The 23,533-nt window shown below is 42.2% G+C and carries 28 protein-coding genes; 12 read left to right on the top strand and 16 right to left on the bottom strand.

Annotated features, from left to right (window positions below; translation table 11 throughout):
- Nucleotides 1–57 precede the first annotated feature (57 nt).
- The gene (gene lepB, locus IGJ05_RS02715) at nt 58–606 is read right to left on the bottom strand and encodes a signal peptidase I (protein WP_266167250.1); all 549 of its coding nucleotides are present in this window, start codon (nt 604–606) and stop codon (nt 58–60) included.
- 214 nt (nt 607–820) lie between these two features.
- On the opposite strand from lepB, the gene IGJ05_RS02710 reads away from it, so the two are divergent.
- Together IGJ05_RS02710 and IGJ05_RS02705 are read left to right on the top strand one after the other, a co-directional pair.
- A complete protein-coding gene (locus tag IGJ05_RS02710; protein ID WP_311954231.1) occupies nt 821–2,272 on the top strand; it encodes an NAD-dependent succinate-semialdehyde dehydrogenase in 1,452 nt (483 codons plus the stop codon).
- Nucleotides 2,273–2,384: 112 nt separating this feature from the next.
- Nucleotides 2,385–2,981: a nitroreductase family protein gene (locus tag IGJ05_RS02705; protein WP_074933687.1), complete on the top strand. Its 597-nt coding sequence runs from the start codon at nt 2,385–2,387 to the stop codon at nt 2,979–2,981.
- Nucleotides 2,982–3,044: 63 nt separating this feature from the next.
- Here the strand turns inward: IGJ05_RS02705 and IGJ05_RS02700 are convergent, their stop codons facing one another.
- Nucleotides 3,045–3,539 carry a hypothetical protein gene (locus IGJ05_RS02700; RefSeq protein WP_266167248.1) on the bottom strand — a complete coding sequence of 165 codons (495 nt, stop codon included), beginning with the start codon at nt 3,537–3,539 and terminating at the stop codon, nt 3,045–3,047.
- Nucleotides 3,540–3,676: 137 nt separating this feature from the next.
- On the opposite strand from IGJ05_RS02700, the gene IGJ05_RS02695 reads away from it, so the two are divergent.
- Complete coding sequence (locus IGJ05_RS02695; RefSeq protein WP_005226199.1) at nt 3,677–4,204, top strand: HdeD family acid-resistance protein; 528 nt, start codon at nt 3,677–3,679, stop codon at nt 4,202–4,204.
- Between the two features lie 120 nt (nt 4,205–4,324).
- Nucleotides 4,325–4,768 carry a hypothetical protein gene (locus tag IGJ05_RS02690; protein ID WP_005226200.1) on the top strand — a complete coding sequence of 148 codons (444 nt, stop codon included), beginning with the start codon at nt 4,325–4,327 and terminating at the stop codon, nt 4,766–4,768.
- Between the two features lie 32 nt (nt 4,769–4,800).
- On the opposite strand, the gene IGJ05_RS02685 is transcribed toward IGJ05_RS02690, so the two are convergent.
- Nucleotides 4,801–6,735, bottom strand: coding sequence for a heavy metal translocating P-type ATPase (locus tag IGJ05_RS02685; RefSeq protein ID WP_375352780.1), 1,935 nt, complete (start codon nt 6,733–6,735; stop codon nt 4,801–4,803).
- 185 nt (nt 6,736–6,920) lie between these two features.
- Between IGJ05_RS02685 and rsxC the strand changes: the two genes are divergently transcribed.
- The 3 genes from rsxC to IGJ05_RS02670 are packed head-to-tail and all read left to right on the top strand — an operon-like array spanning nt 6,921 to nt 9,918.
- A complete protein-coding gene (gene rsxC, locus IGJ05_RS02680; RefSeq protein ID WP_311954239.1) occupies nt 6,921–8,258 on the top strand; it encodes an electron transport complex subunit RsxC in 1,338 nt (445 codons plus the stop codon).
- Complete coding sequence (locus IGJ05_RS02675; protein WP_015509781.1) at nt 8,251–9,321, top strand: RnfABCDGE type electron transport complex subunit D; 1,071 nt, start codon at nt 8,251–8,253, stop codon at nt 9,319–9,321. The genes rsxC and IGJ05_RS02675 overlap by 8 nt, the downstream gene beginning before the upstream one ends.
- Nucleotides 9,322–9,345: 24 nt before the next feature.
- On the top strand, nt 9,346–9,918 hold the full coding sequence (locus IGJ05_RS02670; protein ID WP_311954242.1) for a hypothetical protein: 573 nt from the start codon (nt 9,346–9,348) through the stop codon (nt 9,916–9,918).
- 36 nt (nt 9,919–9,954) lie between these two features.
- Here the strand turns inward: IGJ05_RS02670 and IGJ05_RS02665 are convergent, their stop codons facing one another.
- Nucleotides 9,955–10,152 (bottom strand): hypothetical protein, encoded by a 198-nt coding sequence (locus tag IGJ05_RS02665; protein WP_015509783.1) that lies wholly within the window; start codon nt 10,150–10,152, stop codon nt 9,955–9,957.
- Nucleotides 10,153–10,287: 135 nt separating this feature from the next.
- On the opposite strand from IGJ05_RS02665, the gene IGJ05_RS02660 reads away from it, so the two are divergent.
- Nucleotides 10,288–10,560: a hypothetical protein gene (locus IGJ05_RS02660; RefSeq protein ID WP_005226206.1), complete on the top strand. Its 273-nt coding sequence runs from the start codon at nt 10,288–10,290 to the stop codon at nt 10,558–10,560.
- An 89-nt stretch (nt 10,561–10,649) separates the two neighbouring features.
- On the opposite strand, the gene IGJ05_RS02655 is transcribed toward IGJ05_RS02660, so the two are convergent.
- The 3 genes from IGJ05_RS02655 to IGJ05_RS02645 all read right to left on the bottom strand — a co-directional run bounded on the left by IGJ05_RS02655 (nt 10,650) and on the right by IGJ05_RS02645 (nt 12,139).
- Complete coding sequence (locus tag IGJ05_RS02655; protein ID WP_005226207.1) at nt 10,650–11,021, bottom strand: hypothetical protein; 372 nt, start codon at nt 11,019–11,021, stop codon at nt 10,650–10,652.
- Between the two features lie 169 nt (nt 11,022–11,190).
- The gene (locus IGJ05_RS02650; protein WP_262119416.1) at nt 11,191–11,736 is read right to left on the bottom strand and encodes an ECF transporter S component; all 546 of its coding nucleotides are present in this window, start codon (nt 11,734–11,736) and stop codon (nt 11,191–11,193) included.
- Entirely contained in the window at nt 11,720–12,139 is a 420-nt protein-coding gene (locus IGJ05_RS02645) for a DUF4430 domain-containing protein (protein ID WP_005226209.1), read from the bottom strand. The genes IGJ05_RS02650 and IGJ05_RS02645 overlap by 17 nt, the downstream gene beginning before the upstream one ends.
- Nucleotides 12,140–12,304: 165 nt before the next feature.
- On the opposite strand from IGJ05_RS02645, the gene IGJ05_RS02640 reads away from it, so the two are divergent.
- Nucleotides 12,305–13,705 (top strand): C69 family dipeptidase, encoded by a 1,401-nt coding sequence (locus IGJ05_RS02640; RefSeq protein ID WP_262119417.1) that lies wholly within the window; start codon nt 12,305–12,307, stop codon nt 13,703–13,705.
- 185 nt (nt 13,706–13,890) lie between these two features.
- On the top strand, nt 13,891–14,061 hold the full coding sequence (locus tag IGJ05_RS02635) for a hypothetical protein (protein ID WP_010748430.1): 171 nt from the start codon (nt 13,891–13,893) through the stop codon (nt 14,059–14,061).
- Nucleotides 14,062–14,120: 59 nt separating this feature from the next.
- On the opposite strand, the gene IGJ05_RS02630 is transcribed toward IGJ05_RS02635, so the two are convergent.
- From IGJ05_RS02630 to IGJ05_RS02615, 4 genes are all read right to left on the bottom strand, one after another.
- Nucleotides 14,121–15,281 (bottom strand): MalY/PatB family protein, encoded by a 1,161-nt coding sequence (locus IGJ05_RS02630; RefSeq protein ID WP_262119418.1) that lies wholly within the window; start codon nt 15,279–15,281, stop codon nt 14,121–14,123.
- Nucleotides 15,282–15,311: 30 nt separating this feature from the next.
- Nucleotides 15,312–16,874 (bottom strand): maltose/glucose-specific PTS transporter subunit IIBC, encoded by a 1,563-nt coding sequence (gene malX / locus IGJ05_RS02625; protein WP_438725006.1) that lies wholly within the window; start codon nt 16,872–16,874, stop codon nt 15,312–15,314.
- Nucleotides 16,875–16,977: 103 nt separating this feature from the next.
- Nucleotides 16,978–17,763, bottom strand: coding sequence for a MurR/RpiR family transcriptional regulator (locus IGJ05_RS02620; protein WP_262119420.1), 786 nt, complete (start codon nt 17,761–17,763; stop codon nt 16,978–16,980).
- A 187-nt stretch (nt 17,764–17,950) separates the two neighbouring features.
- Nucleotides 17,951–18,133, bottom strand: a complete 183-nt coding sequence (locus IGJ05_RS02615; protein ID WP_087627554.1) for a hypothetical protein — start codon at nt 18,131–18,133, stop codon at nt 17,951–17,953.
- Nucleotides 18,134–18,298: 165 nt separating this feature from the next.
- Between IGJ05_RS02615 and IGJ05_RS02610 the strand changes: the two genes are divergently transcribed.
- Nucleotides 18,299–18,964, top strand: coding sequence for an NAD(P)H-dependent oxidoreductase (locus tag IGJ05_RS02610; protein WP_115232367.1), 666 nt, complete (start codon nt 18,299–18,301; stop codon nt 18,962–18,964).
- On the top strand, nt 18,964–19,137 hold the full coding sequence (locus IGJ05_RS02605; RefSeq protein WP_005226215.1) for a hypothetical protein: 174 nt from the start codon (nt 18,964–18,966) through the stop codon (nt 19,135–19,137). Before IGJ05_RS02610 ends, IGJ05_RS02605 begins: the two co-directional genes overlap by 1 nt.
- A 96-nt stretch (nt 19,138–19,233) precedes the next feature.
- On the opposite strand, the gene dat is transcribed toward IGJ05_RS02605, so the two are convergent.
- The 5 genes from dat to IGJ05_RS02580 form a co-directional block, all read right to left on the bottom strand.
- Nucleotides 19,234–20,091, bottom strand: coding sequence for a D-amino-acid transaminase (dat, locus tag IGJ05_RS02600; protein WP_262119421.1), 858 nt, complete (start codon nt 20,089–20,091; stop codon nt 19,234–19,236).
- A gap of 121 nt (nt 20,092–20,212) precedes the next feature.
- Nucleotides 20,213–21,313: an AI-2E family transporter gene (locus tag IGJ05_RS02595; protein WP_010748435.1), complete on the bottom strand. Its 1,101-nt coding sequence runs from the start codon at nt 21,311–21,313 to the stop codon at nt 20,213–20,215.
- A gap of 162 nt (nt 21,314–21,475) precedes the next feature.
- On the bottom strand, nt 21,476–21,904 hold the full coding sequence (locus IGJ05_RS02590) for a hypothetical protein (RefSeq protein WP_015509791.1): 429 nt from the start codon (nt 21,902–21,904) through the stop codon (nt 21,476–21,478).
- Nucleotides 21,905–21,980: 76 nt separating this feature from the next.
- Nucleotides 21,981–22,397 carry a GNAT family N-acetyltransferase gene (locus IGJ05_RS02585; RefSeq protein ID WP_262119422.1) on the bottom strand — a complete coding sequence of 139 codons (417 nt, stop codon included), beginning with the start codon at nt 22,395–22,397 and terminating at the stop codon, nt 21,981–21,983.
- Between the two features lie 211 nt (nt 22,398–22,608).
- On the bottom strand, nt 22,609–23,532 hold the full coding sequence (locus IGJ05_RS02580; protein WP_010748438.1) for an LCP family glycopolymer transferase: 924 nt from the start codon (nt 23,530–23,532) through the stop codon (nt 22,609–22,611).
- Between the last annotated feature and the right edge of the window lies 1 nt (nt 23,533).

Raw genomic sequence — 23,533 nt, 5'->3', positions numbered from 1 at the left:
AAATGCGTCTTTGTTTTAAAAGAATCTCCTTAAAAACAAAAAAACGGTCGCAGAATTTCACTCTTTGCCTAACATACCAAAATCGGCAATTGGCCAGAATACAAATTTTACATCACCCAAAATCGTTGCTTCATCGATCAGACCTAATTGACGACTATCTTTGGAAATTCGGCGGTTATCCCCTAACACTAAAATTTGACCTTCAGGAATGACTTCAACACCAAATAACCCCATATCAAAATCACTGGTCAATGGAAAGCCATCTGGGACAGCTGCTTTGAATTCATCCAAGTAGGGTTCATCATATGCTTGTCCATTGATATAAAGGGTATCGTTTTGATAGGAAACCTGATCGCCAGGTAAACCGATCACGCGTTTGATATAGTTTTTGCCTGCTTCATCCGGTGCTTCAAACGTTATGATATCGAAACGTTCGATCTCGGTATTTTTCAAAGCAATCACCCGCTCACCATCATGTAATGTGGGGTCCATCGAATCTCCTTTTACGATCACAGGAGTAAAGACATACTGTCTTAATAACAAGAGGAATAAAGTGAAGATCACGACAAATCCTACTGTTTTTAAAAGCTCTTTTACTTGTTGCACGCGTCCCTCACTCCTTGAATATTTTACTATATTTTCCAAGAATCGAACAAACATTCTTATTTTTCTATTCTACCATAAAATGATAGGAGCAGGACATTTCCCCTTTGGTTCTTTACAAAAATTTGGAGAATCAAGAGACTTGCATATGAATTGTCATCCTTTCTGATCCGTGCTAGGGTTAAATAAGAACCCATTATTGAAAGGAAGTGCCAAGATGAACCAACAGTTACCACAAGTACCAACAAAGTTATTGATTAACGGAAAATGGCTTGAAGGAACAAAAGAGTCGGTTTCGGTTACCAATCCTGCCACTAATGAAGAACTCGTAAAAGTTAGTCAAGGAGGGATCGAGGAAACCAAGCAAGCAATCGATGCCGCAGCAATTGCTTTTCCCGAATGGTCAAAACGCTCCCCTCGAGAACGTGCCGATTTGATGAACGTCATTGCTGATTTGATGGAGGAAGAAAGCGATCGTTTAGCAAAAATCATGAGTATGGAACAAGGAAAAACATTAAAAGAAGCGGAGGCAGAAATCCAATCCAACGTTGACAATTTCCGTTGGAATGCAGCTGAAGCGCAACGGGTCTATGGCGAAGTGATTCCAGCCCCTGAACACAATCATTGGCTGGTACGCAAAGAAGCGATCGGGGTTGTTGGCGCGATCACGCCTTGGAACTTTCCTTCTAACATGATTGCAAGAAAAATTGCACCTGCTATGGCCGTTGGCTGTACCCTTGTTATGAAACCATCAAAAGAAACCCCTCTATCCGCATTAGCTTTAGGCGAGCTTTTTCAACAAGCAGGACTTCCTGACGGGGTCGTCAATATCGTCTTAGGAGATTCTTCTGAGATTGGGAAAGAATTGACCGAAAATGAACAAGTCAAAAAAATCACCTTTACCGGCTCCACGAAAGTTGGGATGAAATTATATGAACAAGCAGCACCAACTCTGAAAAAAGTTTCATTGGAGTTAGGTGGTCATGCCCCGTTTCTTGTTTTTGCTGATGCTGATTTAGATTTAGCTGCTGAAAAATTAATTGCAGCAAAATTCCGCAACAACGGTCAGGTCTGTACATCCCCCAATAGAATTTTTGTCGAAGAGTCCGTCAAAGACGCCTTTACCAAAACATTACTAGCGAAAATGGAAACCGTAACGGTCGGCAATGGTCTGGAAAACCCTACTGTTGGTCCTTTGATCAACCAAGCAGGCGTTGAAAAAGTCATCGAGCAGTTGGAAGATGCGGTAAATAAAGGAGCTAAAGTTTTACTCGGTGGTAAGAAGCTTACTGAAGGTGAGTACGAAAAAGGCAACTTCTTCGCACCAACGGTCATCGATGGGATTACTTCTGAGATGGCTATCTACTATGAAGAAACCTTTGGACCTGTGATCCCATTGATCTCATTTACGGATCGACAAGCAGTCATCGCTGCGGCAAATGATACGGAATTTGGACTAGCTTCCTACTTCTTTTCAACGAATTTGCAAACGATCTCGGATGTAGCCCAAAACCTCCAATATGGAATGGTTGGGGTCAATGACATTGCGATCTCAAATCCGGCGGCTCCCTTCGGCGGCGTCAAGCATTCCGGTTTTGGTCGTGAAAACGGCAAATATGGCCCTGAAGAATACGTGACCGTTAAATTCATTGCTATTGATGCCCAATAAGAAAAAGTCAGGTGCGTTTGCCTGACTTTTTGACGTCCCAAGCATTTTCTTTTACTAACATTAAGTAAGAATGTATACTTCACTCTATGACAATAGAAAAGGTGGGAATACGATGACAAAATTTCTTGATACAATCAAACAGCGCCGCTCAATCTATGGGCTAGGTAAAAATGTGGCTCTTTCCGACACTGAAATCGAAGACATTGTGAAAGAAGCAGTGAAAAATAGTCCAACTGCGTTTAACGCACAATCACCAAGAGCCGTGATTTTATTTGGCGAAGCCCACGAAAAATTGTGGACATTAACAGAGGCTGCAATAGAACCATTGACACCACCCGAAGCGTTTGAAGCGACAAAACAAAAACTTGCTGGGTTTAAAGCGGGTTACGGAACCGTTCTATTCTTTATTCACACGGATACCGTGAAAAATTTGCAAGAGCAATTTGCTCTATATGCAGAGAACTTTCCCGTTTGGGCAGAACAATCGAATGGGATCGCTCAAGCGAACGCTTGGACCGCTTTAGAAGAAGCTGGATTAGGTGCCAACTTACAGCATTACAACCCTGTCATCGATGATGCTGTTGCAGCTGAATGGTCAATTCCTGAAAATTGGCAACTACGGGCGCAACTAGTCTTTGGTTCAAAAGAAAGCGAACCGAACGAAAAAGAATTTCTAAGTGACGATGAGCGCTTCCGCGTGTTCCATTAATCCAATTTGCGACCTAAAAAAGACCCTTGATTACGCCTTAAACTGGCAGTAATCGAGGGTCTTTTAGTCCTTTGTTCCTTGATCATGATCGACTAAAATATCGATCGGTGTCCCTTCATTCAAGTGTTCTGACAAGAAAATAACCAATTCTGCTAATGGCTGCTTGAATTTCATTAATGGGCCTCTCATCCCTCTTCGAAAATAGTTCATCTTGATGGGCTGCCCTTCCTTTTCTTGAAATAAAACGACTCGATCGATCTCTTGGTAGAGTACCCCTTTGATACTCATTGGATGGACAATGATTCGATCAAGTGCTAAGCCGCGGCTATCTAAAACAAAGCTCAAAAAGACCAAACCCGAAACGATCCCTCGCACCCGATTATCAAGTGCCTCTTCCATCATCACCATAGATAGGATAATCATTACTGAAAAAATCGTAATGGCGACCTTGCTTAGTTTGCGCTCCACAGCAAGAAATTGAATGTCTTTCCGTACCACGAATAAATAAAGGTATAAAACGATCGTAAAGGCACACATCACTAGCGTTAACCCACTCATAATACTCTCCGTTCTGTTTTCTTTTCCTTATTCTACCAAAAAACCCTCTGATACAAAAGGCTTAGCCTATTTCGTAGGTTTTTTGATATCTATTTTAACAAGAATTCGGTACAATAGGAAAAAAAGGAGGAATTATCATGAATGCATTTTTTGATAAATTACAACGCTATGATTTACTTCGTGCCGTCGTATATATCGTCTTTGGCTTCATCATCTTGATTGCACCACGATCTGTCTTCAACACGATCGTTTATCTTGTTGCCGGGTATATTGCATGTTTAGGGATCATTAGCTTGTATACGAGCTACAAAGAAAAACAAAAGGGCTATCGCAATGTGCAATCCGTCTCTGGTATCTTACTGTTGATTGCGGCAGCTGCGATTTTAGTTTTTGCCAAAGGATTACTTGCCATCGTGCCATTTTTCTTAGGAATCATGATCACCATCAGCGGTTGCACCCGATTGATGGCAAGCTTTAACCAAAAACGCATTGGTTTACCTTATATCACTAGCTTGATCATCAGTCTATTGATCATTGCTGCAGGGATCATCCTAGTATTGAATCCCTTCGCCACTTGGTTGTTGTTCTTCCAAATTTTTGGCGGGATCTTGATTTTCATGGGTGCCTCCGATGCGGTCAACCATTTTCAACGAAAAAGAGCCTAATAAATGAGAGTGTTTTAAAATTTCCTACGAATCTAACATCTACATGTAGACTTTTCCCGCTATTCCTTTTAAAATAGGAGATATCAAACAGTCAGTCCATTGACACGCGGGAGGTGCGACATGAAGAAAATCAAGCAAGAAGCAAAACATCCAAACGATGTACCGGTAATTTTTTTGACCGATGCAACTGGCAAAGTCGTACGAAAAATCTCGATCAATGAGTGGCGTGCGCTTAAAGCAACCCCTGACCAGATCGAAGAACTTGATATCAAATTGTATCGTGAAGCAATCAGTTTCTATCTTCAAGAAGACTACGCAAAAGCAAAAGATCTTTTGCATTTCTTGATCAACAAAACAGACTATAGTCATTATGAATACGTGGAACGACTAGCAAATATCTACCGCATCGAAAACCGTCCCGCTAAAGAAAAAGACCTGTTACTGACTGCTTATCATGCAATCAAACCGTTGGATTCCTCTGAAGGGATTTTAAGAAGGATCGAAAATCGATTGCAAAAAATCGATGCCTTTGATTTTCCAACTTCGACACAATTCAGTCATTAAAAAAGCAGCTATCCTTCGATAGCCGCTTTTTTTTATGCATCTGGCAGTTTGCGCAAAAGGCGCAACCCGTTAAACAATACAATCAACGTACTTCCTTCATGGGCAAATACCCCCAGCCCAATATTCATTTTTCCAAATAGATTCAACCCGACTAATAATGCGACGATAAACATGGAGAAGAAAATATTTTGCCAAATGATTCGATCCATTTTCTTCGCTAAGCGATAGGCATACGCGAAGCGTGAAAGATCATTTTTCATGATCACGGCGTCCCCCACTTCGATAGCAACATCTGACCCTTCCCCCATCGCAAAACCGATGTCTGCCTGAACAAGTGCGGGCGCATCATTGATGCCATCCCCCACCATGGCGGTTTGTCCGTAGGCTTCTTGGAGTGCTCGAACCGCTTCCGCTTTGTTCTCAGGCAACACATTAGCCGCCACTTGATCAACGTTTAGCCGCTTTCCGATGGCTTCCCCAGCAGACGCACTATCTCCGGTGATCATAACGGTATGGATCCCTTCATTTTTTAAATAACGAATCACAGAAGCTGCCTGTTCGTTCGGCTCATCCATCAAAGCGATGATTGCGACAACCTCTTCATTAATGGAAAAAACGACCATCGTTTTTCCTTGCGCCTCCAGGTGACGGTACTGTTGCTCCAACGAACCTGTTAACTGGGAGTTTTCGGTTCTTTTTCCTAATCGATAGGTTTTTGTTCCTGAGACGGCTACTAAACCGGAACCAATCTCATTCGTAACCGTCAGCTGTTCGCTTTGCTGCTCTTTATTGTTCTTCTCAAAATAAGTAACGATCGCATCTGCCAATGGATGATTGGCTTGTTTTTCCAGCGAAACGATGATGGAAGCGGCCTCTGCTTGATCGATGGCTTCAGCGAAAATGACATCCGTGACCGTTGGTTTTCCGACGGTCAACGTGCCCGTTTTGTCAAATGCCACCGCTTTGATCTGAGCAAAATTCGTTAAGTAGTTGCTGCCTTTAAAAAGAATCCCTTTTTTCGCTAGATTTGAAATCGCAGATAAACTAGCAGGTACCGCACTTGCCGCTAACGCACAAGGAGACGCTGCAATCATCATCACGATCCCGCGATAAAAACTGGTATACCAATCCCAACCAAGTAGAAACGGTGCTGTTAAGATGAACAAAGGGACTGCAATGAAAACAGTGGTTACATAGATTGGTTCGATTTTTTTGATTCGTGTTTCTGTTGGTGACTGATTCGACTGTGCCGCTTCAACGACTGAAAGAATTTTGGCAAAGACCGTTTCCGAGCTGTCTTTTGTGACCTCCATCAAAAATGTTCCATTGCCATTGATGGTACTGCCATAAACTTCGTCTCCCGCTGTTTTTTCTCGCGGTATACTCTCGCCATTGATGGAAGCTTCGTTGATGGCACTCGTGCCAGAAAGAATCACCCCATCTGTTGCTAACTGATCACCAGGCAAAACTTGTAAAATATCCCCTTTTTTTATCTCTGAAGCAGCAATTTTTTTGGCTTTCCCATCTGGGCCCATCAAACGTGCTTCCGTTGGATTCAATTTGAGAAGATTGGTGATTTCTCGTCGGCTTTGCCCTTCCGCGTATTCTTCTAAAAAGTGAGCACCAGCAAAAATCAAAATCAGTAAGGCTGCCTCATTAAAATTGCCTATGATCATTGACCCTATCGCTGCTAATAACATCAATAGATGTACATTTGGCGTAAAGCGCCGATTGATTCTTGTGCTTTTTACGGTATCCTCGATCCCTTCCCACGAAATGTGGTAGCCCGCTAATAAAACTGCAGCAAAATAAACCCCGTCTTTTACCCATTGATTCGAAATAAACAGCGCCACTATAAAGAAGATTACCCCCGCGAAGTAAACTTTACGAGGAAACGTCCCATGATCATGGGTATGCGTATGTCCCTTCGTTTTTGTGTGCTCGTGTTGACAAGTATGTTCAGCCATCATCAAAACCTCCTCTATTCCATCGAACATATGAACGATCAATCATGTTTATACCCTGATTATATATGAACGAACAATCATATGTCAACCGAAATAAGTTTTTCTTGTGAAATGTAAGCGTTTATGGTTTTGAGAATGCGGATGGCATGCTAGAATAAAGTTAGGAGAAAAAAGGAGTGTTGGCTATGAGAACATTTACTGGTGGAATTCCACTAAGTCCCCCGTTACAAATGTTAAAAGAAAAATTAATGATCGAACAAGATGAAATCCTTACCTTTTCACCCACGATGGTCTTTATCCCTTTGGCACAACATATTGGTGCCCCTGTCGAACCGACGGTTTCCGTTGGTGAGTACGTCAAGCAAGGGCAAGTGATCGCTGAAGCAGATGCCTTTGTATCTGCGAAAGTCCATGCATCTGTTTCGGGCAAAATCGTCGATATTGTCGATTGGCCAAATCAAAACAATGAAGAAGGAAAAACCATCATCATTGAAAACGATTATGCCTTCGATAATGATTTTTTGTCTACCCCATTCAACTGGCAATCTGCTGCTAACGAAACGATCCTCAAAAAAATCCGTCAAGGCGGTATCGCCGGCAAAGGCGGTGCAACGTTTCCCACCCATGTCAAATTCAGTATTGATGAAAATAAAAAAATCCATACCTTGATCTTAAACGGATCTGAATGTGAGCCCTTTTTGCGCAGTGATGCCTTCTTAATGCAAAAAGAAGCCCAAAAAATCATCCAAGGGGCAAAAATTGCCCAAAAATTGTTAGCTGATCCAAAAATCATCATTGGCATCGAGGATGATAAACCGCTAGCCATTTCAGCGATGCAAGCCGCAAGTGCAGAGGATGACACGATAGAAGTCGTTACTGTCCCAACTGTTTATCCAACCGGTGGTGAAAAGCAGTTAGTAGAGTTATTGACCGATCAGGAGGTACCTTTAGGCGGCTTGACTGCCGATATTGGGATCGTATTGATCAATGTTGCCACCAGCTTTGCCATCGCTGAAGCGGTCTGTTATGACAAACCGCTGATTGAACGCTATACAACCGTGACTGGTGATGTTCAACATCCACGCATCGTCAAAAATCCTTTAGGAACACTCGCAGGAGAGTTGATCGATTTTGCTGGCGGCTTTCAAGGTGCGCCCAGCAAGCTGATTCTTGGCGGCCCCATGATGGGGAAATCCGTCAAAACATTAAAGGTTCCGGTCACCAAAGGCAGCAACGGGATCGTTGTTTTTAATGAAGAAACCGATTGGCTATATGCCGAAAACCCCTGCATTCGCTGCAATAAATGTGTCGAAGCTTGTCCGATGCGCCTGATGCCGATGGAGATCGATCAATTCTATCGAGCAGGCGATTATCAAAAATGTGAAGAATTGCTGGCAGAAGCGTGTATCAATTGTGGTGCTTGCACCTTTGTCTGTCCAGCCAAACGTTCCTTAGCTGCCAACATCACTGCCGCAAAAGGCAAGGTTGCACAGCTGCAGAAGGAGGCGAAGGAAAGTGCCTGATTACTACAAGGATTCCGATAGCGAGCGCCTCTTTCAGCAACGAAAAAACCAAGAAACACCACCAAGCCCACATATTCGCAGCAATGACGAAACAGTCAAAATCATGGGCTGTGTAGTACTAGCCTTACTACCAGCAGTTTTATTCTCTGGCTACCTTTTCGGGCTCAAGGTATATGGGTTGTTTTTCATTGCGCTAGCCACGGCGTTTGCCGCCGACGGAATTTGGTCCTACCTCATCAAACGGCCATTTCGTTTCGATCTAAGTATCGTTGTGACGGCATTGCTTTTAACGATGAATCTTCCACCGACCGCACCTTGGTATTTCCCAGTGATCGGGGTGGCGTTTGCCGTGATCATCGTCAAAGAATTTTTTGGCGGTATCGGCTATAACTTTTTAAATCCAGCCCTTGGCGGTCGCGCCTTGTTGATTGGCTTGTTTTATAACCAGATGTTTTTGATCAGTTGGCCAGATCCACCTTTTGGCAGCATCGCTCCTGATGTGGTTTCGCAAGCTACGGCGAACGATGTCGTTTCCGGTGCTACGCCATTAGCTGTCATGAAGGCCGGGGACACCTTAAGCGGTTCTGATCTGTTGGATGCTTTTTTAGGATTTACTGGGGGACGAATCGGTGAAACCAGTGCCTTGCTTTTACTTCTAGGTGGAATTTTTCTCGTTTACAAGAAAATCATCTCCCCTCGTATCCCGCTGATTATTTTTGCAACGATCGGGCTCTTTGCTTTTATCCTTGGTCCAGAAGGACTTTTTACTGGCAGTTGGCAAACGGTGATTGGGCATATCATCAGCGGTGGTGCCATGTTGGGTGCGATCTATATGGCGACTGATTATTCTTCGACTCCAGGAACAAAAGCAGGAGAAAATCTTTTTGCCTTAGGCGTGGGGCTTCTCGTTGTCCTCTTCCGTTTCTTTGGTTTCACAAACGAAGGCATGAGCTATGCCATCTTGATCATGAATTGTTTTACTCCACTCATCGATCGCTTCTTACGCCTTCGCATTTTAGGGGAAGGAAAAAAGACCCCGTTCAACCTTAAAATCATGAGCTAAAACGCAAGAAAGGAGCGTTCTCATATGATGATCGCCAATCGACTAGTGGTCTTCCTAGTCATTCTACTCACAAATTACGCCTGTCAAAATTTGGCGCCGACCGTCAAAGAAAAAAAACCGAACGTGACGACACGGGTGGTTTTCCTGTCAGGGATCATTGCAGTCGCATACTTGTTGAGCGGTTTAAGTTTTTATCTTTTGCTTCAAAATCGCTTTGTCTATGGCAATAAAGTGGTCACCAATTTGGTAAGTGCTGCCATCATCGCCTTGATTACTGCCAGTTTATGCTTACTGATCGTTCCAGCAAAAAAACATTTCTTGACGAATGATCTAAAAAAGACGACCCTAGTCAGTGTCATCTTGCTGACGATCGCCACTGTGACCCAATTTCCCTATACCGATTATTTAACCAATTTATTTGTTGCTGTAGGCATGTATTTTCTCTTTTCCTGTGCTTTGTCAGGGGTTCATACACGAAATCAAATTGCCGCAATTCCGCCAATTCTGAAAGGCTTACCTCTGGACATCGTGACACTTTTTCTATTTTATCTGAGCTTTTCCTTTCTCAACGGTGTCTTCTTCAATTATTTATTCTAAACAAAAAGCAAGTCCCGCTTTGGCAGCGGAACTTGCTTATTTCTTGCGGAATATTTCTCTGAAGGAACCGATCAAAAAACCAGTCGAAAAAGCATTTTGTGCTTTTTGTTCTTTTTCAGCAGCGATTTTTTGTCGTGTTCGCAGCCCTTTATTGGCATTTTTGGACTTCTTCCCTTCACGGAGTTCTTTCGAAGCCTTTTGAAACTCTTTTGAGAAACGGTTATACCCAACCACTCCTTTTGCCTCCTTTCTTTTTGCGTGACACATAATAACGAGGATTTTTTATAGGAATTGCCTTTCTGATGCAAATCAGGTAACATAACAGACAGAAAGATGATTTATCCCAGGTTTATCAGAAAGGAAGATCCCATGAACGAAACCCACACTGGATTGTTAGTCAATAGCCGTGTTTTTCAAGAAACGCCAATGATGCTAACAGGTATCCAACTTTTAGAAGACCACAAAATCGTGAATTGCATTATTAAGGATCGATACTTAGCCAGTTATGTCTTACGCCTTCCTTTAAATAAATACCAATTAGAAGTCGAAGGAAAATGGAACAAGCGGGAACAGTTAGTGATCAAGCATATGAAAATCAAGAATATCGATGAGTTTATTAAAATCGTCGGTACACCAGAATAACAGGACTCACGAAAAGCAAGTGCAGGCAACTGCCCTTGCTTTTTTTTTGAAAAAATCCAGCTGATTTTTCCCGCGTGTTCCTCCGATGTTTATCGCGACATTCTAGTAAACCGGTCGATCAAGGCTTTTTGTTCCTCTTTGATACCGATCGCCAACGGTTTGATCATTAGTTTGACAGTGGTCGAAGGTGTCTGAATCTGGACTTTTTTATTTACCACACCGCCTAGTTGTAATTTTGTGATCTCGTGGATCATAATTGTCTGCATCCCTTTTTCATGAAATTGCAGATCTAACTGAATCAAGTGGATTTTTTCTTCGTCAACCACCACGATAAAATACTTTGGTGTTGGCAGGGCAATCATTTTGGCTTCCTCGGCATAACCAGCCAGTTTTCCATGGAACTTCGCACGGTAGCTTTCTAAATCATCTTTTTTCACGATCCATTTCATCAAAAGCCACATCCTTCCTTAGATACCTTAAGGATACCTGCAGAAACCGCTTTTGCACAACAATATGCCTGCTTGTTTCCTCACATAACCCCTTTCACCTCATTTGATCGTCAAAGACTTTTTCCTCTAGTCATGGACGTTTTGCCCGACACTAGCTAACTCAACAAAAAAAGCGAAGCGCTTAGTGCCCTTCGCTGTTGTTCTTTGGATAGTAGTGTTGGAAAAGCCGCAGAAAGATCGGTGCTAGTAACAGATAAAAAATGCCATTGCCTATTGCGTGGAGGGCATCAAAGCTCAATCCTTGAAAATAATAAGCCCAAAAGATAGGAAACCCATAAAGTTTGACACTGATCCAAGATATCACAAAGCCATAAGCAAACCCTGCAAATACACTGTAGATGACTTGTAAAAGCAACCGTTTCATAAACAGCTTGCTTTTTGACAACAGATACATCCCCAAAATAATGATTGCATAGCTAACTAATTGAGCAATCGTCCATATTCCCATTCCCATGTAAAAATTGGTAATCAGCATCGAGAGCAGACAAACGATCAATCCACGACTAAGACCTAAATGGATGGTTACTAATAAAAAGATCACCGTCATTGGTTGAACATTGGGTAAGGGTTGAAAAAGTGACCTGCCGACGACGGCCGCTGCCACAAGCAACCCTAAATAAGCAATTTCTTTTCCAGCAAATGCAAGTGGTTTATTCGAATTTTTCATAGGTGAAAACCACTTTATCGTTGTTTCCTAAAAAGGTATCATCTGCCCCAGTTGTAATCATTTCATCATTGATCGTATATGTCCAATAATAGCCAGCTTTTTCATCTTGCGCTAAACCGTCAATGCTGGTGATCATCCCTTGATTTTCTTCCAAGTCAAAGTTCTCTTTCATGATAGTCATCAAAGAAACCCCTTCTTTAAAAGTGACCGTTTTGGTTTCGATCTCCTGGTCTTGCTCTTCACTTTTATTATTGAAGCTGATTTGGGCAGTGCGCTCTTCGGCGTTTTGTTGGACTGACGAAGATTCACTGGAGGAGTTTCCCGCATCCATCGATGGTTTGGCACAGCCGGCAAAAACCAGACTTAGTAAAAAAATATAACTAAAAACAACTGTTTTCTTCATAATAATGGCTCCTTTGATTTTTTTTACAACACCTTATTCTACTAAAAATTAATAAAAAAGGCGAAAATTTTTTGTTCCTCTCTATAGAAAGCATTGTAAAACCATGAGACTATGGGTATACTAGCTTCAATCATTCGTAAGAAGAAATGAAGGAGTGTTGGAAAGATGGATAGAAAAAAAGCGTCCTGTACCACTTTACTAGTAGGAAAAAAAGCATCGATCGACGGCTCGACCATGATTGCCCGCAATGAAGATTCTGGAAGCGGTTCGGAACCGCAAAAATTCGTCGTCATCACTCCAGAACGGCAAGGAAATGAGTTTTACGCCGTTTTAAGCGACTGTCGAATCAGTTTGCCAGCAAAATCATTACGCTATACTTCAACCCCTGAAGCAGATGAATCGCAAGGAGTTTGGGCAGCTTCAGGAATCAATGAAGAAAATATCGCCATGACTGCAACAGAAACGATCACAACCAATTCACGCGTTTTGGCTATTGATCCATATGTGGAAGATGGTATCGGGGAAGCTGATTTCGTCAGCATCGTACTGCCTTACATCCATTCCGCTAAAGAAGGTGTTTTACGCTTAGGGGAACTCTTAGAAACCTATGGGACCTATGAAGCCAACGGGATCGCTTTTTCTGATGCCGAGGAAATCTGGTATATGGAAACCATCGGTGGACATCACTGGGCAGCTGTTCGCATACCAGATGATGCCTATGTCGTGGCACCAAATCGCTTAAACATTGATCACTTCGATTTCGCCTCAGAAATGACGTTGTGTTCGCAGGATCTCGAACAGTTGATTGAAGACTATCAATTAAATCCTGATTTTGAAGGCATTAATCTACGCCATATTTTTGGCAGCTCCTCAGAAAAAGATACCCGTTACAATAACCCGCGGGCATGGTACATTCAAAAACACTTTAGCGGAACAGCCGCTGAACCGATCGATCAAGAGCTCCCGTTTGTATGCTACCCAAAACAAAAGCTATCCGTGGAAGATGTAAAATGGGCATTGAGCTCCCACTTCCAAAATACGCCTTTTGACCCTTACGGTACAGGGAGCGAGACACAAAAAACACAATTCCGATCGATTGCTCTCAATCGCAACCAGCAAGTCCATATTTTACAGATCCGCAACCACGTGCCCGCAGCAATCGCTGGCATTTATTGGCTTGCCTTTGGCCCCAATACCTTCAATGGCGTTGTGCCCTTTTATGCAGCTATCACTAAGACCCCACTTGGCTATTGTGATACGACAAAGACCTACGATCCATCAAATAGCTATTGGTTAGGACGCACCTTGGCGTTGATTGGAGACAGCGACTACGATCGCTATAGTGATCTTGCCAACCGTTTTGAAATGGAAACGATGGCGGCTTGTCGCCGCATCCAACAAGAAACTGATCGTAAAGCTTCCGTTGACAAGCAGCCTACTCGTCTGCTTGAAGAAGCCAACGCTGAGATGGCCGAACTGTATTTAAAAAATGCAACAACGTTACTAGGAAAAATGGTGGAGTCTGGCAGTAATAAAATGGCCTTGCGTTTTTCTTTAGCCGATTAGTCAATCGCTGAAAATAAAAGGATTAACAAAAACTTTACATGGAATTGCAGCAATCTAAACATTGCTCTCCTATACTAAAGATACCAATTCGTTTTCTTTTTCCTTGCTGGTACAAATCAAGCAATTGATTTGTACTAGTCCCCCTATTGAAGATCAATTGGTAAAAACCGTTGGGAGGAATGAACATGACTACAAGCATTTATCGGACTGTCACCAACGAAATTGTTAAAGGTGAGATCATCAAGAGCAAGAGTCAGCAAGATATGCTGATCATTCAAGACAAAGAAGGTTATTTCCATGTCGTTGAACCAATCCCCGTTACTACTGCAATGACTCCCCGCACGACGAAAGACTAAAAAACCACTGGCGATCAGAAAGAATACAGGATCTTTCTGATCGCTCAGTGGGTTCTTTTTTATGTCAAACTCAATGTGAATCGCTTCAAGCCATCAATGAGTTTTTCTCGCGAACAGCCAATGTTTAGGCGCAAAAAATTTCTCCCCTCTTTCCCATAGATCTCTCCTGACATAATCGCGACTTTCCCCTTTCGAATCATTCGTTGCTGCAATTCCGCCATCGTTAAACCCAGTGCTGTACAATCAATCCACATAAGATACGTGGCTTCGCTTTTCGTGACCACGAGTTCTGGGTGATGTTCCTGTAAATAAGCGATCACATAAGCAAAGTTACCATCAAGATAGTCATTGAGCTGATCCACCCACTTACTTTCATTATCGTAGGCAGCAATCGTTGCGGTCATGCCAAAAATACTGGTGGAGCTCAACCCATCGGCTTCTTTTAACTGAGTTAAGAAGCGCTCACGCAACTTGGGATCAGGAATGATTCCATAAGAATAAATCAACCCTGGAAAATTAAATGTTTTACTTCCCGAAGTAACAAGGGCTACATTTTCTTGCAACAAATCAATGATCGGTTGATGCCTTTGCCCTTTTCTTACAATGTCCATATGGATCTCATCAGAGATGATAAATAAATCATGGGTTTTCGCCAATTCGATGATTCGTTGCAACTCATCCTTTTGCCAGACTCTCCCAGTTGGGTTATGAGGACTACAGAGGAGAAGAACTTTATTTTCAGGCTGTGCCATCAATCTTGTTAGCTCTTCGAAATCAATGCGATACGACTTAGCATCATAGATGAGTGCATTAGGTACGATTTTTCTTTTGTTCTCTTTGATCATTTTATAAAACGCATCATACGCTGGCGTCTGAACAATGATCCCATCTCCTGGTTCACTGAGTAGGGTGACGAGCTGTTTAACGCTATACATAACGGAAGGACTGTAGACCAGCCAATCGCTTTTGATCATGCTGTTAAAACGTTCAGAATACCATTTGCAGACCGCTTGCTTGAATTCATTATGATTCCAACGTGTATACCCAAAAACCGGGTGCTGCATCCGCTTGATAAGTGCCGCTTCAACTGCAGCTGGCACCTTGAAATCCGTATCGGAAATCGTAAATGGCAACAAGTTTTTTTCACCAAAACGGTCTTCAACATAATCCCATTGAGTACACTGGGTTCCTTTACGATTGATTGGTTCATCAAAAAACATTTTCTTCACTCCTACTACTTGACAATTTTGCTAAAGAATCGCATCAAGTTGATTTCTGACTGTTGTTACTTTCGTTCCAATGATTACTTGCACGTTAGTATCATCTAAGTGAACGACCCCAAGCGCACCTAGTTTTTTCAGCCGTTCATCATCAACCAATGTACCATCGTTTAGAACGAGGCGTAGCCGTGTAATGCAATTGTCTAAAGAATCAATATTGCTTGCTCCCCCTAAAGCTGCCAAAATACCATGGGCATCGTAGCCACTCTTTCCAGAATAGGTCATTTCCTCTTCCAACTCATTCGTTTGATCACTGTTCTCTTCTCTACCAGGTGTCTTCAAGTTCTTGCGAAGGATTACTGTTTTAAAGACAAAGTAATAAAGGGCAAACCAGCAAGCTCCTACAATCAGAACGAGCCACCATTTTGTATATGCGCCTTGCATCACGCCAAAGATAAGAAAATCAAGCACGCCCCCATCGGTATTTCCAATCGTGACACCTAATAGACTCATTACCATAAATCCAGCACCTGTCATGATGACATGAAAAATCCATAATAAAGGGCTGATGAATAAGAATAAAAATTCGATTGGTTCAGTAATTCCTGTCACAAAAGTTGCAATGACGCCTGAAATCAATAAACCTTTTATTTTTGAACGATTCTCAGGTTTTGCCGTGTGGTACATAGCTAATGCTGCTGCCGGTAAGCCAAACATGAAGGTTGGCATCTTCCCTTGAGACAAGAACGCAGTTGCACTTGGTGAGATGCTCAAGCCGTTTTGTAATTCCGCATAAAAAATATTCAACGCCCCAAAGACTTGCTGACCATCGATCAGCTGACTTCCCCCGGCTTCGGTAAAGCGAATCATGGAAACCAAAATATGGTGTAATCCAAATGGCAGTAACAAGCGCTCACCTGAACCAAATAAGAACGGACCGAAAGGACCAGCTTGTTGGATCAAATGTCCGATTCCTGTGATGATCATAGCAAACAACGGCCAAATCATCGGAATGATCACCCCGACCATAGCTAAAGTAAGCGAGGTGATGATTGGAACAAAACGTGCTCCTGAAAAGAATGCAAAACTATCTGGCAATTGAAAATGGTAGAAGCGCATATGCAATTTATAAACGATCAATCCTGCGATAATACCTCCTAGAACACCCATTGATAATGTTTGAATGCCAAAAACGATCTCTTGCCCTGCTTCTCGTAGTTGATCTGCAGCAGCTAGTTGATTCGTTTCTTGCAAATAAAAATTTATGGATAAATGCATCACGACATAGCCCACAAAGCCTGAGAATGCCGCAACTCCCTTCTCTTTTCTTGCTAGACCTAAAGGAATCGCCATCGCAAACATGACGGGTAAGTAACTAAAGGCAAACCCACCGATCGTTGACATGAAACGAAAAACCACTTGGAGCCAAGGGGCACCTAAAAATGGGAAAACGTCGATCGTTGAAGAAGATGAAAATGAACTACCAATCCCTAAAAATAAACCAATGAATGCGAGTAAAGCGACTGGCAACATAAATGTTTTCCCAAGTCCTTGAAAAATTTCCATCCAGCTTGCTTTCTTTCCTTTTTGCATATCATTTCCTCCTAACACTTTTATCTCTTAAAATGTAAACGATATCAAGAAGGCTTACAATACAGTTCCCCAAAGAAGAATGACCATTCACAAAATGGAATGGTCATTCAGGATCAAGTCCTGCTTCGATTTGATTGGCGTATTGAATAATTAAAATATCCAGTAACGCCGCTAAGGAGATCCGAGGGATCAAATCGACTTCATGATGATAAATCGCTGTCATTTCAACAGGAAAAGAGAAGGTGGCAAGCTTTTCTAACGTGCTTTTTGGTTGACCAATACAGGCTAAAATCGGCACGCCTCTTTGTTTCAAACGAGTAGCATAATTTAGCATCCCGATCGTTTCTCCACTATGACTAATAAAAAGAGCTAAATCATTTTTTGATAGTTGGTTCGCGATGGTTGTCAATTCATCCCAATCCGTTGATGCACCCACTGTTTTACCTAAAAAGTGCAATTTTCGACTTGCAGATAATGCGACCGGCGCACTTTGCCCTAAAGCGAAAAATTCGATTCGTTGTGCTTGCTGCAGCATTTCCACGGCACGCTGAAAGTCAGCTTCTTCAATCATTGATAGGGATGTCGTCAGCTGGTCAATCATTTGCTTGATCAGTGGGGATAAGCCAAGAGAGGCTTGGGTAGCAGACTCGTTTCTTTCAAGGCTTTGATAACTTTTCAATGAAAATTTGAATTCTTGAAAACCCGTAAAGCCAAGCTTTTTCGCCATTCGACTGATCGTTGCTTGACTAGTATAGGTTTGAGAAGCTAACTCATCGGCCGTCATTTCCGAAACTTTCTCAGGCGCCCTCAAACAATAGTTAAGGACGGTTCGTTCTACTCGGTTTAGCTCAGGGATTTTGTATTGGATTCGTTTGTATAAATGGTTCATCACCTGCTTCTCCTCTCTACTGCTTCTCCTCTCTACTGTTTCTTTATTCTTCTCCTCTCCACTATGCTTCATTTACTCATTATACCTTCCATCAAGAAAAGTACCAACTGATGATGAAGAACTTGACAGCAAAAAAGTGACTCACCAGGTAAAAGGTGAGCCACTTCTTCTATTTTCTCTCTATCTATCATTTTTGCGCAGTCAATTCTGTAAACTCTTGCCCATTGCCATAGTCACTTTCTTTTGAGGGTTGCTTTCCAGATATTCGTTGTCGGCAACTGGCAAGTTTATTTTCGACATATTCCATTGTATTGGCGGCGAACATTACTACATTTGCTAGACCTTTGATCAAGGGATCATTTGATTCCATCCTCTATTCCCCCATTTCCTTCACGTGTAAGTCGTTACTGACACTTCCTTATCAATGAATATAGACGAGGTACCTTAAATCAAACTAAAAGAGGACCAACACTACGAAAAGCAAAGCAGACTAGTTTCCCTTTCTGGTAAAATATGGTACATGTAGTAGGAAAGGATGATCAATCTCATGATAAAAACCTTAGTGGTGGCTAGCCACCCAGATTTCCACAACTCTCTTTCCCAACGTTTTTTCAGTGAAAGTGCCAAACTTCCTAATGTCACCATACACTTTCTTGATGATTTTTCTGACTTTTCCCTTGCCGATGAACAGGCGCTGCTGCAAAACTGTGACCGTTTAGTTTTACAATTCCCCTTATATTGGTACAGTGTTCCAGCAAAAATGAAAGCTTGGATCGATACGGTTTGGGAAAATTGTGCGCCTGCTTTGGTGGGAAAAGAAATCAGTTTCGCCGTTTCTACTGGTATTGCTGCCAAAGAATTTCAGTTAGGCGGTCGAGAAAATACGACCTTTAACGAAATTTTGCATCCACTCGTACTGATGGCAAAAAAACACCAAATGACCGTGTTACCCATCGTTGTCCTTGACCAACTGATGTATAAAACGGAAAAAGAAAAGCGTGCCTTTGTCATTGCCTATCAGCAATTATTATCGATGCCCGCTCCCTTTACGTTTGACCAAAAGCAACAATGGTTTGCTGAGAAACTGGCACATTTGGTTTCTAAAAAACCGCAGCTTTCTCCTTTGCTATCCCTGTTGCAGGAAAACCATGAAACATTGAACGAATTAGAAGATGCTTTAGCTGAATTGGAGGTGCTTTGATGGGGCATGATTGGCTAACACCGCTGATAGAACAATCCATTCAAGAAACCACTGATTACCATGAAAAAGCATTTTTGCAAGAGCTGGGACAGTTGTTGCAGCAGCAAGAAACCCGCATCGAATTGAAACAAGGAGAACTTGACGGGAAGTTGTGGAACCCTAGTGAATGGTAAGAAATAATTTTCAACGCAAGAAAAAGCTTTGGTCCCACCCAGCCTTAAAAATACTGGGTGTTGCCAAAGCTTTTTTAGGTGGTTTCTATTGCATAATCACAATGAATCGCTTTTATTCTTTGTGGCAGCGATATACGCTGCTTGCAATTGTTTCGTGATTGAACCCAATACGCCAGTGCCAACGGGTTTCCCATCAATGGCAACGATCGGAACGATTTCCCAAACTGAGTTGGTCAAGAAACACTCTTGCGTGTTGCGTAGTGCCTCAATCGGGACGGGTTCTTCTCGATAGGGAATTTCTAATTGGCGACACAACTGAAGGACCTTCAATTTCGTGATTCCCGGTAACACCAAACGCCCATCCGGATGAGTATAGACGATCCCATCAATGACAAACCAGAGATTGGATGCAGATGCTTCTGTAAAAAAGCCATCTCGTTGCAGTATCGCATCATCGAAGCCAGCTTCGATCGCTTGATCCAGCGCCAAAAGATTCCCTAACAAACTCAATGATTTGATATCACAATGCAACCAGCGTTCATCAGGAAGAACGGTTGCCGAAAGCCCTGCTTGCTGCATTTCATCTGGTCGTTCAAAGGGGATCACATTTGCCGTCACCACCCCTTTGACCGATCCAGCTGGTGGAAACTCGTGATTTCTCGGAGAAGCGATTCCTCGGGTGATCTGAAGATAGATTTCTCCTTCTGTGATTCCTTCAGTCTTAATGAGTAACTTTAGATTTTCAGTCAATTGGGGAATCGAATAGGGTAACGTTAGCTTAATTTTTTGTGCACTGCTTTCCAATCGAGCCATATGCTCCGCTAACATAAAACAGTGGCCATTATATATTCGGATAACTTCATAGATCCCATCACCATACTGATAGCCACGGTCTTCGATATCAATTCTCACTACCTCTCGATCAACGATCTGACCATTCCACAAAACCTTCATTTCCTCACTCCTATCGTCGTTTTCGTTTCAATCAGTATAGCATGAGTCTTTGTACCGTGCTATGTGTCATCTAAAACAAAAAACTTGCTGATGAAGATTTCTTCAACAGCAAGTTTTATTGTTACAATGACTCCTTATCGATCACAGAACGTTCTAGTTTGCGTTCCTGGAAAAAACGGAGTAGCGTGCCAGACATCGCCATAATGATCGAATACACTGGAAGTGCAACGATCATACCAACAAATCCCAGCAAGTTGCCTGCGATCAATAATAAGAACACCGCAATAATCGGATGGATATGCAACACTTTATTCATTACTAGAGGTGAAACTAGATACGATTCACCCAATTGAATGATCGTGATGCCCACTACCAATAAAATGGCAGTACGGATATCTAAACTTAAAGCAAATAGAAATGCGGGTGCCGCTCCGATAAATGGTCCGAAGTATGGGATGATATCCAAGACACCGCAAATCAGGCCTAAAAGCAACGCATTCTGCAAACCTAGCAAAGAAAAAATCAAATAACTGGAAACGGCAACGTACGAACAAACAAGCAATTTTCCGCCAATATAAGCAGACGCTGCTTGGTGAAAATCACTGCATAATTGACGCATTAATCCTTGGTACTTTTTCGGTGTTTTGTTTGCTAAAAAGTCTGGCACTTTCTCACCGTCTTTAAACATATAGACTAAGAGCAGTGGGATCGTAAACAAGACGATCGCTGAGTGAGAAACGATGGAGATCAAACTCGTTAGACTATTCGTTGCCCCGGTAATAAACTGCAAAGCGAAATTGCTCGCTTGCGAAATATCGATCGAATCAATGAAAGGACCGAAAAGTTCCTCCAAATAGGAATGATCGATGTTATCGATCACCAAATTGATGATAACGGGTATTTGATTGATAAAGCGTCCCATCTCATAGGCTAATGCGGGTCCAATCACCTGAATGATCAAATAGGCTGCAAAAACGATCAACAACAGTGTCGCATACAGCGCAATGCTTTTCTTTTTCGTCCTTCTTTTTACCCAATTAAAGAAAGGCAAAAAGATATAAAAAATAAAAATGGATATCAGTACAGGTAAAAAGACACTAGAAAAGATTGCTTCTAATGGTCGAAAAACAAACAGTATATTTGAATAGATCCAGACGGCGATCCCTAAAAGGCAGACGATCACCAGACCTGCAAAAATTTTTGATTTTTTAAGAAACTCCAATAATTGATCCTCCTGATTCTAGAAAATACGTTCACTTCTTTCAGTTTATCATAATTTTTTAAGCGAATGATCCTTTTGCGAATATTTTTTCAAAAATCCACGTTTTACATAGGAAACTTTTGAGTAATTTAATTATTTCCCCCATAAAACCCTTCTGCAAAATCAATTTTGATGAGCAGAAAAAGGAACCGAGAGTTGCAAGTGTTTGATACAGTAAGCTGCCACACCGAGCTGGAGTAAACCTAACACTAAGAAAATCAGATGCAAAACATTCCCGCCCCTTAATAAAATCACTTGAACAATGATCCAGATAACTAAACAGATGCCTAAAAGCAATTCGCCATGATACCCTTGGTTGCGCCACAATCGGATAGCTGCCAATAAATTGCCCAGTCCTAACACAATTAGCAAAAACACCCCGGGAATCAAAAATGTTGTAAATGGCGTTCCTTGGAGCATGGACGATTCCAACCCAGCAAATGACTGTCCTTTCCTTAATGGCTCAATACTCATAAACGCCAGCATGCTTCCTCCACATGCGCCAACACCAATCACTAAACTTAACACAAATAACGCAAATCGCAGCTTCATTTCTCCCACTCCTTCATCAAACATAAAACCGTTAATAAATTGACCATTTTCAACTAGCGATCGGGTTTCTGGCTATTTACTCGTTTTTAGGCAAATAAATAAATGCTGCAATTTGCTGCGTTTCTACAGAGGAAAAGCCGCAAGACTCATAAAATCGGCGCGTTTTCTCTGTGTTGTCCGTGATCAAAACCTTTTGTCGAATTGATGGATATCTCGCCAGCATTTTTTTGAGCAATCGCTGACCAATTTTTTGACGTTGGAACGCTGGCGCTACTAATAGATCCTGAATATAAAGAATGGTTTGTCCATCGGTTATACATCGAATAAGTCCGACTAGCTGCTCTTCAACATAGGCAGTGATCACCTGTGACTGAGCTAGGCCGATTAATAGTCGCTCTGGCTCTTTCGTATAGGCGACCCAGCCAACACATTTATATAAAGCGAGAATCTGATTTGAATCCGCTGGTAATTGATCTTTAAAGATGATAGTCATTCTTTTCCCCCTTGTAACTTTTAACCAAACGATATAGCAACAAATAAAGAGTTAACAGTCCTTCTCCGAACAGGCTCTTGCTACCCTTCAAGCCGAATTGCTTTGCTTGACTAAAGAGTATCCTGAGGAAAAGCAGCTGTCAACTCTAATCACGATTTACTAAAGGAACAAAGAGGAAGTGGTGTTATTACTAATTAAACCCAAGGCTTACTTAATCAAGCATTAATTCGCTTTTTAAACGCTGACTCGTCGCTTGTTGTTCTTCAGGCGACACTTCTTGATAAGAGATACCGTATTCACCTCTAAAGCCATCGCCAGTGAACCCAGTACCCGCCATTTGGTAAGATTCGACAGTAACGAGTGCCGATTGATATTGGGTGAATAGTTGACTCATCTGAGAAAACGTTAAATCTGTTTCACCATTTTCCCCAATAATCGTTAACAGATCCTGAATCCGCATCACGCTTGATAGAGAAACTAATTCATTCGCCAAAATCTCTGTCACTTCTCGCTGACGACGTTGGCGTCCATAGTCACCTTCGGGGTCATCTTTTCGCATACGAGTATATTGAAGTGCCTCCCAGCCATCTAATTCGAGCGTTCCCTCTGGATAATCGATTTTTTCTGCCGTAAAAGCAAACTCATTTTCAACCGTGATTCCACCAATCGCATCGACAAGATCTGCCATCCCATCCATGTTTAAGGAGAAATAATGATGAATCGGTATATCCAAGTATTGTTCGACAGTTTCGATCATCATTTTTGCGCCACCGAATGAATGGGCATGATTGATCTTATCCTGATAGCCTTGCCCAACGATCTCCACATAAGCATCTCGAGGAATACTTGTGAGGGTCGTTTTGCGTGTAGCAGGATTCAACGTCGCTACCATGATCGTGTTTGCCCGGTAATCCGTTTTGCGACGAGAGTCATTGGCGATCCCTAACAAGAGAAGACTTAAGGGCTCGGCGTTTTCGATAACCTCCGCCTCTTCTCGCCCTTCGATCGGTCGATGGATAGACTCCACGACATCCTCTACTTGAAAATACACCCTAATAGCATAGGCGGTTCCGGCGGATACGATGCCCATCAACAGTACTAAGAAGACAATTATCAGTTTTTTCGCTGTACTCATT

Source organism: Enterococcus sp. AZ167 (genome assembly GCF_051714025.1).
Classification (GTDB): domain Bacteria; phylum Bacillota; class Bacilli; order Lactobacillales; family Enterococcaceae; genus Enterococcus_D; species Enterococcus_D casseliflavus.
Note: the sequence above shows the minus strand (reverse complement) of the source record. Positions and strands in the feature narration are given on the sequence as shown.

Coding starts and splice junctions, on each gene's coding strand:
- rsxC (WP_311954239.1), top strand. CDS start 6,921: ATGAGAACATTTACTGGTGGAATTCCACTAAGTCCCCCGTTACAAATG.
- IGJ05_RS02610 (WP_115232367.1), top strand. CDS start 18,299: ATGATCAATCTCATGATAAAAACCTTAGTGGTGGCTAGCCACCCAGAT.
- IGJ05_RS02635 (WP_010748430.1), top strand. CDS start 13,891: ATGACTACAAGCATTTATCGGACTGTCACCAACGAAATTGTTAAAGGT.
- IGJ05_RS02605 (WP_005226215.1), top strand. CDS start 18,964: ATGGGGCATGATTGGCTAACACCGCTGATAGAACAATCCATTCAAGAA.
- IGJ05_RS02690 (WP_005226200.1), top strand. CDS start 4,325: ATGAAGAAAATCAAGCAAGAAGCAAAACATCCAAACGATGTACCGGTA.
- IGJ05_RS02640 (WP_262119417.1), top strand. CDS start 12,305: ATGGATAGAAAAAAAGCGTCCTGTACCACTTTACTAGTAGGAAAAAAA.
- dat (WP_262119421.1), bottom strand. CDS start 20,091: ATGAAGGTTTTGTGGAATGGTCAGATCGTTGATCGAGAGGTAGTGAGA.
- IGJ05_RS02580 (WP_010748438.1), bottom strand. CDS start 23,532: ATGAGTACAGCGAAAAAACTGATAATTGTCTTCTTAGTACTGTTGATG.
- malX (WP_438725006.1), bottom strand. CDS start 16,874: ATGCAAAAAGGAAAGAAAGCAAGCTGGATGGAAATTTTTCAAGGACTT.
- IGJ05_RS02590 (WP_015509791.1), bottom strand. CDS start 21,904: ATGAAGCTGCGATTTGCGTTATTTGTGTTAAGTTTAGTGATTGGTGTT.
- IGJ05_RS02585 (WP_262119422.1), bottom strand. CDS start 22,397: ATGACTATCATCTTTAAAGATCAATTACCAGCGGATTCAAATCAGATT.
- IGJ05_RS02685 (WP_375352780.1), bottom strand. CDS start 6,735: ATGGCTGAACATACTTGTCAACACGAGCACACAAAAACGAAGGGACAT.
- IGJ05_RS02695 (WP_005226199.1), top strand. CDS start 3,677: ATGAATGCATTTTTTGATAAATTACAACGCTATGATTTACTTCGTGCC.
- IGJ05_RS02645 (WP_005226209.1), bottom strand. CDS start 12,139: ATGAAGAAAACAGTTGTTTTTAGTTATATTTTTTTACTAAGTCTGGTT.
- IGJ05_RS02710 (WP_311954231.1), top strand. CDS start 821: ATGAACCAACAGTTACCACAAGTACCAACAAAGTTATTGATTAACGGA.
- IGJ05_RS02670 (WP_311954242.1), top strand. CDS start 9,346: ATGATGATCGCCAATCGACTAGTGGTCTTCCTAGTCATTCTACTCACA.
- IGJ05_RS02705 (WP_074933687.1), top strand. CDS start 2,385: ATGACAAAATTTCTTGATACAATCAAACAGCGCCGCTCAATCTATGGG.
- IGJ05_RS02650 (WP_262119416.1), bottom strand. CDS start 11,736: ATGAAAAATTCGAATAAACCACTTGCATTTGCTGGAAAAGAAATTGCT.
- IGJ05_RS02700 (WP_266167248.1), bottom strand. CDS start 3,539: ATGAGTGGGTTAACGCTAGTGATGTGTGCCTTTACGATCGTTTTATAC.
- IGJ05_RS02660 (WP_005226206.1), top strand. CDS start 10,288: ATGAACGAAACCCACACTGGATTGTTAGTCAATAGCCGTGTTTTTCAA.
- IGJ05_RS02630 (WP_262119418.1), bottom strand. CDS start 15,281: ATGTTTTTTGATGAACCAATCAATCGTAAAGGAACCCAGTGTACTCAA.
- IGJ05_RS02655 (WP_005226207.1), bottom strand. CDS start 11,021: ATGTGGCTTTTGATGAAATGGATCGTGAAAAAAGATGATTTAGAAAGC.
- IGJ05_RS02620 (WP_262119420.1), bottom strand. CDS start 17,763: ATGAACCATTTATACAAACGAATCCAATACAAAATCCCTGAGCTAAAC.
- IGJ05_RS02615 (WP_087627554.1), bottom strand. CDS start 18,133: ATGGAATCAAATGATCCCTTGATCAAAGGTCTAGCAAATGTAGTAATG.